Genomic DNA, 14168 nt, shown 5'->3' with positions numbered 1-14168 from the left:
GCCCGGCGAGTGCGCGTCGAGCGCCGTCGCCGGTGTCAGTTGAGCGCGCCGTCGTTGGTGGTCGAGGCGCGTTCGAGCAGCCGGTCGGGCAGCAGGTGGGTGAGCGGAGCCAGCAAGCGGTACCTCCAGTCGGAGACGACGACGCTGCGCCCGCGGCGCACCGCCGAGATGCCCTCGTGCGCGACCCGGGCGGTGCTCGCCCAGGCGATGCGGGGCAGGCGCGGGAGGTGATCCTCGCCCATGCGAGCGTGGAACTCGGTGTCGAGGAGGCCCGGGCAGAGGGCGGTGACGTGCAGGCCGCGGCGCCGGTACCGGGCGTTGAGCGAGCGTGAGAGCGACACGGTCGCGGCCTTCGCGGCGCCGTACGTGCCGGTGGGGGTGAATGCGGCGACGCTCGCGACGTTCAGGATCCAGCCGTACCCCCGCTCGAGCATTCCGGGTACGGCGGCGTGCGAGAGGTGCAGCGGCACCCATGACAGCAGCTCGTGCAGGCGGCGCTCGTCGTCGAGCTCGCTCGTCTCGAAGCCGGCGGCGACGCCGAATCCGGCATTGTTGACGAGGATGTCGATCGGGTGCGCGCGGTCGGCGAGACGCGCCGCCACGCGTTCGAGGTCGGGAGCTCGCGTGAGGTCGGCGGGGAGTGCTTCGGCCTCGATCCCGTGCCGGCCCCGCAGTTGGGCGGCGAGCCCCTCGAGTCGATCGCCGTCGCGCGCGACGAGCACGAGGTGCACCCCCTTCGCCGCGATCTGGCGGGCGAGCTCCGCCCCGAGTCCCGTGGAAGCGCCGGTGATGAGTGCGGTGAGAGCCATGGCGACAGTCTGGCACCGGCGCCCGAGTGCGACCCGGGGATGCGCGATGACGGGAACCGAAGTAGCATGTTCGCATGATGAAGAAGATTTCGCTGAGCGAAAAACCGCGCGGATGATCGACAAGATCGTGCAGGATCCCGCTGCCGCCGTCGCGGGAATCGCCGACGGCGCCACCGTGATGATCGGGGGGTTCGGCCGTGCGGGCCAGCCGGTCGAGCTGATCGACGCGCTCATCGAGCAGGGAGCTCGCGAGCTCACCATCGTCAACAACAACGCGGGCAACGGCGACGTCGGCCTCGCTGCGCTCTTGGCCGAGCGGCGGGTGCGGAAGATCATCTGCTCGTTCCCCCGCCAGAGCGATTCGTGGGTCTTCGACGCCCTGTACCGCGAGGGCGCCATCGAGCTCGAACTGGTGCCGCAGGGCAACCTCGCGGAGCGCATCCGAGCGGCAGGCGCGGGGATCGGCGCGTTCTACACGCCCACGGGCGTCGGCACCGAGCTCGCCGCGGGCAAGGAGACCCGCGAGATCGGCGGCCGCACCTACGCGCTCGAGTACCCGATCAGCGCCGACGTCGCCCTCATCAGCGCGCTGAGCACCGACCGGTGGGGCAACCTCGTGTACCGCGCGACCGCGCGCAACTTCGGGCCCATCATGGCCGCGGCGGCCCAGCTGACGGTCGTGCAGGTCGACGGCGTGGTGCCCCTCGGCGGCATCGATCCCGAGGTCGTGGTGACCCCCGGCATCTACGTCGACCGCGTGGTGGCGGTGGGGGAGCGCCCCTGGCTGCGCGACGGCGCCTTCGTCGGCGGCGTCGATCTCGCCGGCGACCCCGTGCCCGCGTCCGCCGTACCCGCCGAGGAGGCCGTCCGATGACCACGCGCATCAGCCGCCGGCAGCTCGCCGCGCGCATCGCCGCCGACATCCCCGAGGGCTCCATCGTGAATCTCGGCATCGGCGCCCCCACCCTCGTCGCCGACTACCTGCCCGAGGGCGCGGAGATCATCCTGCACACCGAGAACGGCATGCTCGGCATGGGGGCCGCCCCCGCCGCGGGCCTCGTCGATCCCGATCTCATCAATGCGGGCAAGCAGGCGGTCACCGCCGTCGCCGGTGCCGCGTACTTCCACCACGCCGACTCCTTCGCGATGATGCGGGGCGGCCACCTCGACGTGTGCGTGCTGGGTGCCTTCCAGGTGGCGGCCAACGGCGACCTGGCCAACTGGTCGACCGGAGCTCCGGGCGCGATCCCGGCGGTGGGCGGGGCGATGGATCTCGCGATCGGCGCGAAGCACGTGTACGTGATGACCGACCTGCTGACCAAGCAGGGGGAGTCGAAGCTCGTCGAAACCTGCACCTATCCGCTGACCGGGGCCGGCTGCGTCTCGCGGGTGTACACCGATCACGCGGTCTTCGACGTCACCGCGAACGGATTCGCCGTGCGCGAGACGTTCGGCGAGCACACGATCAGCACGCTCGAGGCGGCCACCGGGCTGCGCCTCGTCGACGCGACCGCGGAGGAGCGATCATGACCGGAGCCTACATCTACGATGCGGTGCGCACGCCGTTCGGTCGGGCGGGCGGAGCGCTCGCGGGCGTGCGCCCCGACGATCTCGCCGCCGTCGTCATGCGCGCGACGGTCGAGCGCGGCGACTTCGACCCGGCGCGCATCGGCGACGTGATCTTCGGCGACGCGAACCAGGCGGGCGAGGACAACCGCAACGTGGCGCGCTTCGGCGCCCTGCTCGCCGGCTTCCCCACCACCGTGACCGGCACGACCGTCAACCGTCTCTGCGCGTCGTCGGTCGAAGCGGTGGTGCAGGCTGCGCGGGCGGTCGAGACGGGCGACGCCGGCATCGTGCTCGCCGGCGGAGTGGAGTCGATGAGCCGCGCCCCCTTCGTGGTCGAGAAGTCGCCCAAGCCGTGGCCGGCCGCCGGCAACCCGACCATGTGGAACACCTCGATCGGCTGGCGCATGGTCAATCCGGCGCTGCCCGCCCACTGGACCATCTCGAACGGAGAGTCGGCCGAGCAGATCGCGCGGGAGTGGGGCATCACCCGCGACGCGCAGGATGCGTTCGCCGTGCGATCGCACGAGCGGGCCGCGGCCGCATGGGCCGCGGGCGTGTTCGCCGACGAGATCGTGCAGGTGCCGGGGGCCGAGCTCGCGCGCGACGAGGGCATCCGCGACGGGTCGACCGTCGAGAAGCTCGCGGCCCTGCGGCCGCTCTTCGCGGCGGAGGGCACGGTCACCGCCGGCAACTCCTCATCGATCAACGACGGCGCCTCCGCGGTGCTCGTCGGCGGCGAGGGGGCGCTCGACGCCGAGCCCCTCGCGCGCATCACCGGCCGCGCGGCGCACGGGGTCGACCCCGATCGCTTCCCCATCGCGCCGGTCGAAGCCGCCAACCGCGCCCTCGAACGCGCAGGCCGCACCTGGGCCGACGTCGACGTCGTCGAGCTGAACGAGGCCTTCGCATCGCAATCGCTCGCCTGCCTCGCCGGGTGGCCCGAACTCGACCCCGAGCGGCTCAACGTGCACGGCGGAGCCCTGGCGATCGGGCACCCGCTCGGCGCCTCGGGCGGCCGCATCATCGGGCGCGCCGCGCATGAACTGCGGCGCCGCGGCTCGGGCGTCGCCGTCGTGGCGATCTGCATCGGGGTGGGCCAGGGCCTCGCCGTCGTGCTCGAACGCTGATCGGGTGCCGCAGCGGAAGCGCCGAGCCGCGCCGCCTGCCGGTAGTGTGGGCGCGTGAACGCGCACGCAGACCCCGCCGGCGAGTCGTCGAGCAGCGACTTCGTGCAGTCGCTCGCACGCGGTCTCGCCGTGATCCGAGCATTCGACGCGGAGCACCCTGAGCTGAGCCTCAGCGAGGTCTCCCGTCGCGCCGGAATCCCGGCGGCCGCCGCGCGCCGCTTCCTGCGCACCCTCGAGACCCTCGGCTACGTGCGCTCCGATGCCCGCGCGTTCGCGCTCACCCCGCGGGTGCTGGAGCTCGGCTTCAGCTACCTCTCCGCACTGTCGCTCCCCGAGACGATGCAGCCCCACCTCGAACGTCTCTCGCGCGAGACGGGCGAGTCGGTGTCGGCGGCGGTGCTCTCGGGCGACGAGATCGTCTACGTCGCCCGCGTGCCGACGCGGCGCATCATGACGGTCGGCATCACCATCGGCACCCGCTTCCCCGCATACGCGACGAGCATGGGGCGGGTGCTGCTCGCCCCACTGCCGGAGGCGCAGCGCGACGAGGTGCTGGCGCGGGCGCCGATGGAGGCGCTCACCGACCGCACGACGACCGACGCCGGGCGGCTGCGCGCCGAGCTGCAGCGCGTGCGCGAGCAGGGCTGGGCGATCGTCGACGGCGAACTCGAGCCGGGGCTGCGCTCGGCCGCCGCCCCCGTGCGCCGCCGCGACGGCACGGTCGCCGCCGCGGTGAACGTCTCGACGAGCGCGAGCCGTGACACACTCGCGCACCTCCGCGACGCGCATCTGCCGCGGCTCCTCGAGACTGCTGCGGCGATCACGGAGGATCTGCGTCACGTCTGACCGCCTCGGCCCCCGCAGCGCACACGGAGCCGATGCTCAGCGGCGCCGTGAGCGCCGCACGGCCTGGAGTGCGCCGCACGACCACAGCGCCCACAGCACGAGGAGCGGCTGGAAGACCAGTCGGATGCCGCGCGCCGCGTCGCTCTCGAGTCCGAATGCGTCGGTGCGGGTGACGAACTGGGAGATGTTGCCGGGGAAGACGGCGACGAAGAACGCGGCGATCACCCAGCCCACCGGTACGCGCAGCCTGCCGAGCACGATCGCGGCGCCGCCGAGCGTGATCTCGACGACCCCCGAGGCGATGACGACGAAGTCCTTGTCGGCCGGAACCCAGTCGGGCACCTGCGCCTGGAACTCGCGGCGCGCGAACGTGAGGTGCGCGATCCCCGCGAAGAGCAGGGCGGCGCCCAGCAGCACGCGCGCGACGTGCTGCAGGGGCGTGGCCCGCGGGGGATCGGCGGTGATCAGTGCGCTCATATGCGGCCTCCCGGTGCGTGTCGGATGACGCCAGGGTACGCGCGCCCGGCCCCCGGGGGCCACCCGCCGGCGCCGGAAGTCGCCCGGCCCCCGGGGGCCACTCGCCGGCGCCGGAAGTCGCCGGCGCCGGGCGGCGCGTCAGTGCGCGTTGCGCACCCGCACGGAGAGGCAGGTGGGGCAGCCCTCGAGCTTCTCGTACTCGGCGAGGGCGACCTCCGTCACCGTGTAGCCGAGGTCGCGCAGCATCTCGGCGGTCTTCGGGGCCGACGCCGAGATGATGAGCTCGGATTCGCTCAGGCAGACGACGGCGGTGCCGTGCGGCTCGGGCACCGGCAGGAAGCGGTCGAAGAGGTCGGCGTTGTCGACGAACTCGGGGTAGCCGATGACCGTGCCGTCGGGGAGCGCGGTGACGGCGGTCTTGAGGTGCAGCACCTTCGTGACGGGAACGCCGACGACCGTGGCCCCGAGGGGGCCGAGGATGCGGCGCAGCTGGGCGATGCCCTCGGCGTTCGTGCGGCCGCCGCGGCCCACGTAGACGGTGTCGCCGATCTTCAGCACGTCGCCGCCGTCCAGCGTGCCGGGCTCCCGGATCTCGGCGATGGGGAGGCCGAGCTCTTCGAGCGCCCTGCGGGTGCCCGCGGTCTCGGGCTTGCGGCTGTCGGCGCCCGGGCGCGAGATCACGGCGACGTTGCGGAACATCACGACCGTGTCCTCGATGAACACGGAGTCGGGGCAGTCGTCGGCGGCTTCGACCTCGATGGTCTCCCAGCCGTGCGCGCGGAGGGCGGCGACGTAGCCGTGCCACTCCTCGAGTGCGCGCTCGAGGTCGACCGTCACCTTCTCGATGTGGTCGACGATGCCGTCGTCGAGGCGGGGGCTGGGCTTGCGCACGAGGGCGATCTTGGACATGTGAGGCGTTCCTTCGCGGTCTGATGATGGTCGCTCCCAGGCTAGCGGGCGCGAGCGGGGCCGGATCGCGCAGCGGTTCTAGCGCAATCGCATCGAAGGCGCTAAACTTGAGTCATATTCACTCAACTTTGCGGGAGCGCCTGATCAGGGCGCGCATCACCCGCGACCGGCATCGACGCAGAGAGGACCCCAGATGCAGGCAAATTGGACGCCCGCCCAGGGCGAGGGCGAGCAGCAGTCGGCGCTCGAGCAGTTCGGCGTGAACCTGACCGAGGTGGCCCGCTCGGGCAAGCTCGATCCGGTCATCGGCCGCGACTCCGAGATCCGGCGCGTGAGTCAGGTGCTCACCCGCCGCACGAAGAACAACCCCGTGCTCATCGGCGAACCCGGCGTCGGCAAGACCGCCGTCGTGGAAGGGCTCGCGCAGCGCATCATCGCCGGCGACGTCGCCGAATCCCTGAAGGACAAGGAGCTCATCTCGCTCGACATCTCCGCCCTCATCGCCGGGGCGAAGTACCGCGGCGAGTTCGAGGAGCGCATGAAGGCGGTGTTGCAGGAGATCAAGGACTCCGACGGCAAGTTCATCACCTTCATCGACGAGCTGCACACCCTCATGGGGGCCGGCGGCGGCGAATCGTCCGTGGCCGCCTCCCAGATGTTGAAGCCGATGCTCGCGCGCGGCGAGCTGCGGCTCATCGGCGCCACCACGCTCGACGAGTACCGCGAGTACATCGAGAAAGACGCCGCGCTCGAACGCCGCTTCCAGCAGGTCTACGTGGGCGAGCCGTCGGTCACCGACACGGTGGCGATCCTGCGCGGCTTGAAGGAGCGGTACGAAGCGCACCACAAGGTGACCATCGCCGACTCGGCGCTCGTCGCCGCAGCAGCGCTCTCCGACCGCTACATCACCGCGCGGCAGCTGCCCGACAAGGCCATCGACCTGATCGACGAGGCGGCGAGCCGGCTGCGCATGGAGATCGACTCGGCCCCGGTCGAGATCGACGAGCTGCGACGCGCGGTGGATCGCCTGAAGCTCGAAGAGCTCGCCCTCAAGAAGGAGAAGGACGAGGCATCGAAGGAGCGCCTCGCGAAACTGCGCGACGACCTCGCGGCCAAGCGCACCGAGCTCGACGCGCTCGAGGCGCGGTGGGAGCGCGAGCGCGACTCGCTGAACCGTGTCGGCGCGCTCCGCGAGAAGCTCGATCAGCTGCGCATGGAGGCCGAGGTCGCCCAGCGCGAGGGCAAGCTCGAGAAGGCGTCCAAGCTGCTGTACGGCGAGATCCCGGTCATCCAGAAGCAGCTGACCGAGGCCGAGGACGCCGAGGCGCAGGGCGCGGTGGGCGACGAGGATCGGATGGTCAACGACCAGGTCACCGACGAGGACATCGCGGGGGTCGTCGCCGCCTGGACCGGCATCCCCGTCGGGCGTCTGCTGCAGGGGGAGACCGAGAAGCTGCTCGCCCTCGAGCACGAGCTCGCGAAGCGCCTCATCGGGCAGGGCGACGCCGTGCGCGCCGTCGCCGATGCGGTGCGGCGCACCCGGGCCGGCATCGCCGACCCGAACCGGCCCACCGGATCCTTCCTCTTCCTCGGCCCGACCGGCGTCGGCAAGACCGAGCTCGCCAAGGCGCTCGCCGAGTTCCTCTTCGACGACGAGCACGCCATGGTGCGCATCGACATGTCGGAGTACGGCGAGAAGCACTCCGTCTCCCGCCTCGTCGGCGCCCCTCCCGGGTACGTCGGCTACGAGCAGGGCGGCCAGCTCACCGAGAGCGTGCGGCGCCGGCCGTACTCGGTCGTGCTGCTCGACGAGGTCGAGAAGGCGCACCCCGAGGTCTTCGACGTGCTGCTGCAGGTGCTCGACGACGGCCGCCTGACCGACGGGCAGGGCCGCACGGTCGACTTCCGCAACGTCATCCTGATCCTCACCTCGAACCTCGGCAGCCAGTACCTGATCGACCCCGACATGGTGTGGAGCGAGAAGGAGAGCGCGGTGCGCGAGACCGTGCGGCGCGCATTCAAGCCCGAGTTCATCAACCGGCTCGACGAGATGGTGATCTTCCACCCGCTCAGCGAAGCCGACCTGGCGCAGATCGTGGAGCTCTCGATCGACCGGCTGCAGCTGAGACTGGCGGATCGCCGCCTCACGCTCGCCGTCACGCCCGACGCGCGGAGCTGGCTCGCATCGCGCGGCTACGACCCGATCTACGGCGCCCGGCCGCTCCGGCGGCTCATGCAGAAGGAGATCGACGACCGGCTCGCCCGGGCGATCCTCTCGGGCGAGGTGCGCGACGGCTCGGCCGTGCGGGTCGACGTGGCGGGCGACGGCGACGGGCTGGAGCTCTCCGTGATGCCGGGGGCGTAGGGCGCGGTTCAGCCGGCGCGGTTCAGCCGGGCCCTTCCGCCGGGTCGGTCCGCCGGGCCGGGGGGCGTCTCAGTAACCGAGGCGCCCCCGGCTCACGCGCGATCGAGGCGCACCCCGGCGAGCAGCACCCCCGCGGCGAGCGCGCCCAGCGCGCCGACGGCCATGTCGCTGATCGTGTCGTGGTACTCCACGAAGATGTCGTCGCTGATGAACACGAAGCCCGCCCACTCGATCATCTCCCACACCGCGCCGAGCGCCAGCCCGAGCACCGGGTACAGCACGATCGGCACGCGCCTGCGGAAATCTGGGGACGCGGTCGCCGGAACCACGCCCCAGTGGGCGAGCAGCAGATACGCCATCGGCACGAGAGCGGCCATGCAGACGACGTGCATCACGATGTCCCAGCCGTCGACCGTGCGGTAGAGGTCGATCACGTTGCTCCACGCCGCGAGCAGCACGATCGCGGAGAAGGCGATGTCGAACGACGCGCGCGCGCCGAGGAAGCGCGGCGCGACGAGCGCGGGCAGGGTCAGCGCGAGAATGCCCGCATCGGTGGGCTGCAGTCGGATCGCGGCGAAGACGACCCCGAGCAGCCCGAAGACGCGCAGCGCGTCGGCCGCGTACTCGGCCGGGCCTCGGGGCGGGCGGAGGAAGTTCTCTTTCATGCGGGGTCGGAGCCTTTCGGGAGGCGCACCTCGGCGAGCACGGGCAGGTGATCCGACGGCCATCCGCCGAGAACGGGTTCGGCGACGATGCGCACGCGATCCACTACGACGTCGGCGGTCGCGACGATCCAGTCGAGCCTGCGGCCGGGGCGCGGCGCGCGGTAGTTCGCGTACGTGGCGTACTCGGGGGAGCCGCGTTCGCGAGCGGCGCGCCACGCATCGCGCAGGGCCCCGCCGGCGAGCAGGGCGTCGAGGGCGGCCGACCCCGGCCCGGTGTTGAAGTCGCCGGTGAGGATCGCGGGGCCCGGTTCGGCGGTGATCGCATCGCGCAGGTGGGCGAGCGAGCGCTCCCTCGAACGGGCGCTCACCGGGTCGAGGTGGGTGTTCACGCACCGGAACTCAGCACCGGTGCCGCGGATGCGGAAGCGCGCGGTCACCGCGACGCGCGGGAACGGGTTGCCCCAGCTGCGCGAGCCGGCACGGTGCGGCGCATCGGACAGGGCCGTCTGCCGCCAGCCGAGCAGTTCGAGGCGGGTGCGGTCGAAGAACACGGGGCAGCCCTCGCCGCCGCCATCCGCGTCGCGCCCGTGGCCGACGAAGCCGTACCGGTCGCCCAGCGACTCGCGCACCCAGCGGGTCTGGCCCGGCAGCGACTCCTGCACGCCGAGCACGTGCGGGGCGATCGAGCGCAACTGCGCGCGCAGCCGGTCGCGGCGCACCGGCCAGCGATCCGCCGGTCGCAGCGCCCAGGATCCGAGGTCGCGGCGGATGTTCGCGATCATCACGCGCAGGTCGTGCGCCTCGTGGGCGTCGTGCGCGTCGTGCGCCTCGTGCGCCTCGCGCGCCTCGTGCGCCGTCACGAGCGGGCCCCGCGCGGTGTCGGCACGCCCAGACGGTGGAGCAGTCGTCGCAGGGCCAGGCGGATCCAGCGCACCGAAGGAAAGTCGGCGGGCCAGTGCATGAGCACCGTGCGGATCGCCCACTCCGTGCGCCGGGCGAACCCGCGCGCGGAGCTCAGGGGCCGCATCGACATGCCCATCACCGCTGCGCGCACGCGGCGGATGCGATGCCGTTCGCCGAAGTGGTACGCCAGATCGAGGTCGTCGTGAATGTCGGCGCGCAGATGCACCTCGTCGCGCACCGCCTCCCACGCCGACCGGCGGAACCCCAGGTTCGAGCCGAACACGGGGGTGTGCCCGAGCGCCGGAGCGGTCGTCGCCACGTACATGCCGAGGTAGACGGCGGCGGCGACGCGGCGCAGGGGCCGGGGACCGTCGATGAAGTGCGCGCTCCCCGTCACGACGGCGATGTCGGGCCGGGCGTCGAGCACCGAGGCGAGTGCCGCGATCCACGTCGCGTCGGGCACGCAGTCCGCGTCGAGGCGGAGCACGATGCTCCCCGACGCGGCGTCGTAGCCCGTCGCGCTCGCCGCCGGGATGCCGGGTGCGGGGCACGGCACGACGGCCGCGCCGGCTGCGCGCGCCACCTGCGCGGAGTCGTCGCGCGAGTTGTTGTCGACGACGATGATCTCGTCGGCCGCCCGCGTCTGCCGTCCGAGCGCGTCGAGGCAGCGCCGCAGCAGGGCGGCGTCGTCTTTGACGGGGATCACGACGGAGACGGTCGAGTGATGATCCCCGCTCACGCGCCACCCCCAGGTCTTCCGCTCGTCTCTTCAGCGTAGCGGCCCGGGCCGGTCGGCCCGCGCTCGGCGTCACGGCCCGGGCGCCCGGCCGCGCTCGGCGTGGCGGCCCGCGCCGCGATGCCCGCGCTCGGCGTCGCGCAGGAGATCCTGTGAAATGCAGAGCGTTCTCGGGGAATGCGTCCGCGCGACGGCGGATCCACTGCACGAGGAGCGGCGGGCGGTGGGTTGTGAGTGGCGGGCGAGGCGCCCCGCAGACGGCGCCCGCGCCCAGCGTCGTACAGGAGATCCTGTGAAATGCAGGGCGTTTTCGGGGAATGCGTCCGTGTGACGGCGGATCCACTGCACGACGAGCGGCGCGCGGTGCGCGGGCGGAGCGCGGCGCGGTGCAGCGCGGCGGCGTGCGCGATCCGGCGGAATGCGGGCCGGGCCCGCGTTGTTGGGGTGGGTGGAAGCACCGCAGGGTGGCACGCATCGCGAAGGAGAGCTCATGACTCAGGCTGCACAGACCGCACGGACCCGCATCGGGAACTCCGATCTCGAGATCGCCCCGCTCGCGCTCGGAGGCAACGTCTTCGGGTGGACGGCCGACCGGGCCACGTCGTTCGACGTGCTCGACGCGTTCACGCAGGGCGGCGGCGACTTCATCGACACGGCTGACGGGTACTCGGCGTGGGCGCCGGGCAACTCGGGCGGCGAGTCCGAGACCATCATCGGCGAGTGGCTCCGCGAGCGCAGCAGCCGCGACGCGGTGGTGATCGCGACGAAGGTGTCGACGCACCCGCAGTTCTCGGGCCTCGCCGCCGCGAACGTGCGCGCCGCCGCCGACGCGTCGCTGCAGCGCCTGCAGACCGACCGCATCGACCTCTACTACGCGCACTTCGACGACGCCGATACGCCGCTCGAGGAGACGGTCGCCGCCTTCTCCGAGCTGGTGGACGCGGGCAAGGTGCGCGCGATCGGCGTATCGAACTACACGGCGGATCGGGTGGCCGAGTGGTTCCGGATCGCGCGAGCGGGCGGCTACCACCTGCCCGTCGCGCTGCAGCCGCACTACAACCTGGTCGAGCGCGATTTCGAGACGAACGGTCTGCGCGCGGTCGCCGAGGAGGAGGGGCTCGCGGTGTTCCCGTACTTCTCGCTCGCGAAGGGCTTCCTGGCCGGCAAGTACCGCGACGCCGAAGACGCGACCGCGGCGGGCGCGAGCCCCCGCGCAGGCGAGGCGGCCGAGTACCTCGACGATCGGGGTCGCGCGGTGCTCGCCGCCCTCGACGCGGCGGCCGACGCCCACGACGCTCCGGTGGCGGCGGTATCGCTCGCCTGGCTGCGCCAGCAGCCCACGGTGGCCGCACCGATCGCCAGCGCGCGCAACCTCGATCAGCTGCCGGCGCTGCTCGCGTCGCTCTCGCTCGAGCTCTCGGCGGACGAGGTCGCGAACCTCACCGCGGCCTCGGCGTAGGTCCGCTCCGTCGGCGCCGGGGCGGCGCGCGCGGTCTCTGCCGCGCCGCTGCGCCCGGGCGCCGCGGCGCGGCGCCCGGTAGTGTGAGGCGCATGCGCACGATCACACTGCCGGGCACCGAACTCTCCGTCTCCGATGTCGTGCTGGGGTTGATGCGCATCCAAGACAAGTCGGACGACGAGGTGCGCACCCTGGTGAGTGCGGCCCGCGACGCGGGCATCACGCTGCTCGACCACGCCGACATCTACGGCGACCGGCTGCACGGGTGCGAGCGGCGCTTCGCGGAGGCGCTGCGGTTCACGGCGTCGGAGCGCGAGCAGTGGGTGATCCAGTCGAAGGCCGGCATCGTGAAAGACGGGCCGTACTTCGACTTCTCGTACGCGCACATCATGGAGTCGGTGCACGGCTCGCTCGAGGCGCTGGGCGCCGACTACCTCGACATTCTGCTGCTGCACCGCCCCGACGCGCTCGTCGAGCCCGAGGAGGTGGCGCGGGCGTTCGACGAGCTCTCGGCCTCGGGCAAGGTGCGGGCGTTCGGCGTGTCGAACCACACGCCCCGGCAGATCGACCTGCTGCGCAAGTACGTGGCGCAGCCGCTCGTCGCGAATCAGCTGCAGCTCTCGATCACGCACGCGCCGATGGTCGCCCAGGGCATCGCCGCGAACATGCAGGGACTGCCGCAGTCGGTCTCCCGAGACGACGGGGTGCTCGACTACTGCCGCCTCCACGACATCACGGTGCAGGCCTGGTCGCCGTTCCAGGCGAACTTCTTCGACGGCCCCTTCCTCGGGTCGGATCGCTATCCCGAGCTCAACGCGGTGATCGACCGCCTGTCGGCCCAGTACGGGGTGCCCGCCGAGGCGATCGCCGTCGCGTGGATCACGCGTCACCCGGCGCGCATGCAGGTGGTGCTGGGCACGACCTCGCCCGACCGCGTGGCCGCCGCCGCTCAGGGCTCCGATGTCACGCTGACGCGCGCCGAGTGGTACGAGCTCGTGCGGGCCGCCGGCTACACCGTGCCGTAGGCGCCGCCGAGCGCACCGCCGCTGCGGCGGGTGCGCCCCGCTATCCGCCGAGGGCGGCGGCGATGCGCTCGGGTGCGAGCGCGGCGTCGATCGCGAGCTGCGCGGCGCCGTAGATCGCGGCGTTGCCGGCGGCGAGCGAGGGGGCGATGGTGAGCTGCTCGGTGGAGAGCGGGATGGATCGCGCGTAGACCACTTCGCGCACGCCGGCGACGAGGTGCTCCGCCGCTTGCGCCATGGTGCCGCCGATGACGATGGCGGAGGGGTTCATGATCGAGACGCAGGCGGTGAGCACTTCGCCGATGTCGCGGCCGGCCTGGCGGATCAGCTGGATCGCGTGCACGTCTCCGGCTTTCGCGAGCGCGACGACTGCGCTGGGGCGGTGGAGGGGCGCCTCCGGCGTGCTCAGCGCGCGGGCGAGGGCGCGCCCGGAGGCGACGGCTTCGAGGCAGCCGCGATTGCCGCAGGGGCAGGGGGTGTCGGCGGCGCGGGCGAGTGCGATGTGGCCGATGTCGCCGGCGGCGCCGTTGGCGCCGCGGCGGAGGCTTCCGCCGGACACGATGCCGGCCCCGATGCCGCTCGCGACCTTCACGAAGATGAGGTCGGTGACTCCGTTCCACGCGGTCGCGAGTTCGCCGAGCGCCATGATGTTGACGTCGTTGTCGACGAGCACGGGCGCGTCGATGCGGGAGCGGATGGCGCTCGGGATGTCGAAGCGATCCCAGCCGGGCATGATGGGCGGGTTGATGGGGCGGCCGGTGGAGAACTCGACGGGGCCGGGTACTCCGATGCCGACTCCGGCGACGTGCGACAGGTCGTAGCCGAGGCCGGGGAGCAGTTCTTCGGCGGAGTCGAGGATCCAGGAGATGGCGGCCTCGGGCCCCGATGAGATCTCGCGCGGCGTCGAGATCTCGGCGAGCAGTTCGCCCCGCAGGTCGGTGACGGCGACGCGCGCGTGCAGGGCGCCGAGGTCGGCCGCGAGCACGACGCGTGCGCGCGGGTTGAAGGCGAGCTGGGCCGACGGGCGCCCTCCGGTGGAGGCTGCGTCGGCGACGGGAGCGATGAGGCCGAGCTCGATGAGCTGGTCGATGCGCTGCGCGACGGTGGGGCGGGAGAGTCCGGTGACCTGGGCGAGGTGGGCGCGCGTGCGGGGTGCTCCGTCGCGGAAGAGCTGCAGCAGTCCGCCGGCGGAGGAGGCCGGGGGCTCGGAGGGGGCGATGATCGCGGTCACGCTTTCAGTAAACCACACCCCCAACTTCGGTAACGGTTTGATTACTTATG

Annotated in this window: 14 protein-coding genes; 7 read left to right on the top strand and 7 right to left on the bottom strand. The window is 72.4% G+C overall.

Features of this window, described 5'->3' with window-relative positions:
- Positions 1-35: 35 nt before the first annotated feature.
- Positions 36-809: an SDR family NAD(P)-dependent oxidoreductase gene (locus tag BLT44_RS01775; protein WP_010155874.1), complete on the bottom strand. Its 774-nt coding sequence runs from the start codon at positions 807-809 to the stop codon at positions 36-38.
- Between the two features lie 112 nt (positions 810-921).
- On the opposite strand from BLT44_RS01775, the gene BLT44_RS01770 reads away from it, so the two are divergent.
- The 4 genes from BLT44_RS01770 to BLT44_RS01755 are packed head-to-tail and all read left to right on the top strand — an operon-like array spanning position 922 to position 4351.
- On the top strand, positions 922-1683 hold the full coding sequence (locus BLT44_RS01770) for a 3-oxoacid CoA-transferase subunit A (protein WP_010155875.1): 762 nt from the start codon (positions 922-924) through the stop codon (positions 1681-1683).
- Positions 1680-2339, top strand: coding sequence for a 3-oxoacid CoA-transferase subunit B (locus BLT44_RS01765; protein WP_010155876.1), 660 nt, complete (start codon positions 1680-1682; stop codon positions 2337-2339). Before BLT44_RS01770 ends, BLT44_RS01765 begins: the two co-directional genes overlap by 4 nt.
- Positions 2336-3505 carry a thiolase family protein gene (locus BLT44_RS01760; RefSeq protein ID WP_010155877.1) on the top strand — a complete coding sequence of 390 codons (1170 nt, stop codon included), beginning with the start codon at positions 2336-2338 and terminating at the stop codon, positions 3503-3505. Before BLT44_RS01765 ends, BLT44_RS01760 begins: the two co-directional genes overlap by 4 nt.
- A 54-nt stretch (positions 3506-3559) precedes the next feature.
- Positions 3560-4351, top strand: coding sequence for an IclR family transcriptional regulator domain-containing protein (locus BLT44_RS01755; RefSeq protein ID WP_010155878.1), 792 nt, complete (start codon positions 3560-3562; stop codon positions 4349-4351).
- Positions 4352-4387: 36 nt separating this feature from the next.
- Here BLT44_RS01755 and BLT44_RS01750 read toward each other — a convergent pair whose 3' ends face one another.
- Positions 4388-4828, bottom strand: coding sequence for a DoxX family protein (locus BLT44_RS01750; RefSeq protein WP_010155879.1), 441 nt, complete (start codon positions 4826-4828; stop codon positions 4388-4390).
- 138 nt (positions 4829-4966) lie between these two features.
- On the bottom strand, positions 4967-5737 hold the full coding sequence (gene ddaH, locus BLT44_RS01745) for a dimethylargininase (protein ID WP_010155880.1): 771 nt from the start codon (positions 5735-5737) through the stop codon (positions 4967-4969).
- 193 nt (positions 5738-5930) lie between these two features.
- On the opposite strand from ddaH, the gene BLT44_RS01740 reads away from it, so the two are divergent.
- Entirely contained in the window at positions 5931-8102 is a 2172-nt protein-coding gene (locus BLT44_RS01740) for an ATP-dependent Clp protease ATP-binding subunit (protein ID WP_010155881.1), read from the top strand.
- Between the two features lie 92 nt (positions 8103-8194).
- Here BLT44_RS01740 and BLT44_RS01735 read toward each other — a convergent pair whose 3' ends face one another.
- Genes BLT44_RS01735 through BLT44_RS01725 form a run of 3 tightly spaced genes read right to left on the bottom strand, consistent with a single transcriptional unit; the run spans position 8195 to position 10409 of the window.
- The gene (locus BLT44_RS01735; protein WP_010155882.1) at positions 8195-8767 is read right to left on the bottom strand and encodes a DUF2238 domain-containing protein; all 573 of its coding nucleotides are present in this window, start codon (positions 8765-8767) and stop codon (positions 8195-8197) included.
- Positions 8764-9627 carry an endonuclease/exonuclease/phosphatase family protein gene (locus tag BLT44_RS01730; protein ID WP_010155883.1) on the bottom strand — a complete coding sequence of 288 codons (864 nt, stop codon included), beginning with the start codon at positions 9625-9627 and terminating at the stop codon, positions 8764-8766. Before BLT44_RS01730 ends, BLT44_RS01735 begins: the two co-directional genes overlap by 4 nt.
- The gene (locus BLT44_RS01725; RefSeq protein ID WP_010155884.1) at positions 9624-10409 is read right to left on the bottom strand and encodes a glycosyltransferase family 2 protein; all 786 of its coding nucleotides are present in this window, start codon (positions 10407-10409) and stop codon (positions 9624-9626) included. Before BLT44_RS01725 ends, BLT44_RS01730 begins: the two co-directional genes overlap by 4 nt.
- A gap of 487 nt (positions 10410-10896) precedes the next feature.
- Here BLT44_RS01725 and BLT44_RS01720 point away from each other — a divergent pair, with 487 nt between their 5' ends.
- Together BLT44_RS01720 and BLT44_RS01715 are read left to right on the top strand one after the other, a co-directional pair.
- Positions 10897-11865 (top strand): aldo/keto reductase, encoded by a 969-nt coding sequence (locus BLT44_RS01720; protein ID WP_010155885.1) that lies wholly within the window; start codon positions 10897-10899, stop codon positions 11863-11865.
- A gap of 92 nt (positions 11866-11957) precedes the next feature.
- Positions 11958-12890, top strand: a complete 933-nt coding sequence (locus tag BLT44_RS01715) for an aldo/keto reductase (protein WP_010155886.1) — start codon at positions 11958-11960, stop codon at positions 12888-12890.
- A gap of 40 nt (positions 12891-12930) precedes the next feature.
- Here BLT44_RS01715 and BLT44_RS01710 read toward each other — a convergent pair whose 3' ends face one another.
- Complete coding sequence (locus BLT44_RS01710) at positions 12931-14118, bottom strand: ROK family transcriptional regulator (protein ID WP_010155887.1); 1188 nt, start codon at positions 14116-14118, stop codon at positions 12931-12933.
- Positions 14119-14168: the final 50 nt, after the last annotated feature.

It is taken from the genome of Leucobacter chromiiresistens, assembly GCF_900102345.1.
GTDB classification, from domain to species: domain Bacteria; phylum Actinomycetota; class Actinomycetes; order Actinomycetales; family Microbacteriaceae; genus Leucobacter; species Leucobacter chromiiresistens.
The sequence above is the reverse complement of the archived record's forward strand: the minus strand, read 5'-3'. Positions and strand labels throughout refer to the sequence as shown.

Coding starts and splice junctions, on each gene's coding strand:
- ddaH (WP_010155880.1), bottom strand. CDS start 5,737: ATGTCCAAGATCGCCCTCGTGCGCAAGCCCAGCCCCCGCCTCGACGAC.
- BLT44_RS01775 (WP_010155874.1), bottom strand. CDS start 809: ATGGCTCTCACCGCACTCATCACCGGCGCTTCCACGGGACTCGGGGCG.
- BLT44_RS01715 (WP_010155886.1), top strand. CDS start 11,958: ATGCGCACGATCACACTGCCGGGCACCGAACTCTCCGTCTCCGATGTC.
- BLT44_RS01760 (WP_010155877.1), top strand. CDS start 2,336: ATGACCGGAGCCTACATCTACGATGCGGTGCGCACGCCGTTCGGTCGG.
- BLT44_RS01740 (WP_010155881.1), top strand. CDS start 5,931: ATGCAGGCAAATTGGACGCCCGCCCAGGGCGAGGGCGAGCAGCAGTCG.
- BLT44_RS01735 (WP_010155882.1), bottom strand. CDS start 8,767: ATGAAAGAGAACTTCCTCCGCCCGCCCCGAGGCCCGGCCGAGTACGCG.
- BLT44_RS01765 (WP_010155876.1), top strand. CDS start 1,680: ATGACCACGCGCATCAGCCGCCGGCAGCTCGCCGCGCGCATCGCCGCC.
- BLT44_RS01770 (WP_010155875.1), top strand. CDS start 922: ATGATCGACAAGATCGTGCAGGATCCCGCTGCCGCCGTCGCGGGAATC.
- BLT44_RS01750 (WP_010155879.1), bottom strand. CDS start 4,828: ATGAGCGCACTGATCACCGCCGATCCCCCGCGGGCCACGCCCCTGCAG.
- BLT44_RS01720 (WP_010155885.1), top strand. CDS start 10,897: ATGACTCAGGCTGCACAGACCGCACGGACCCGCATCGGGAACTCCGAT.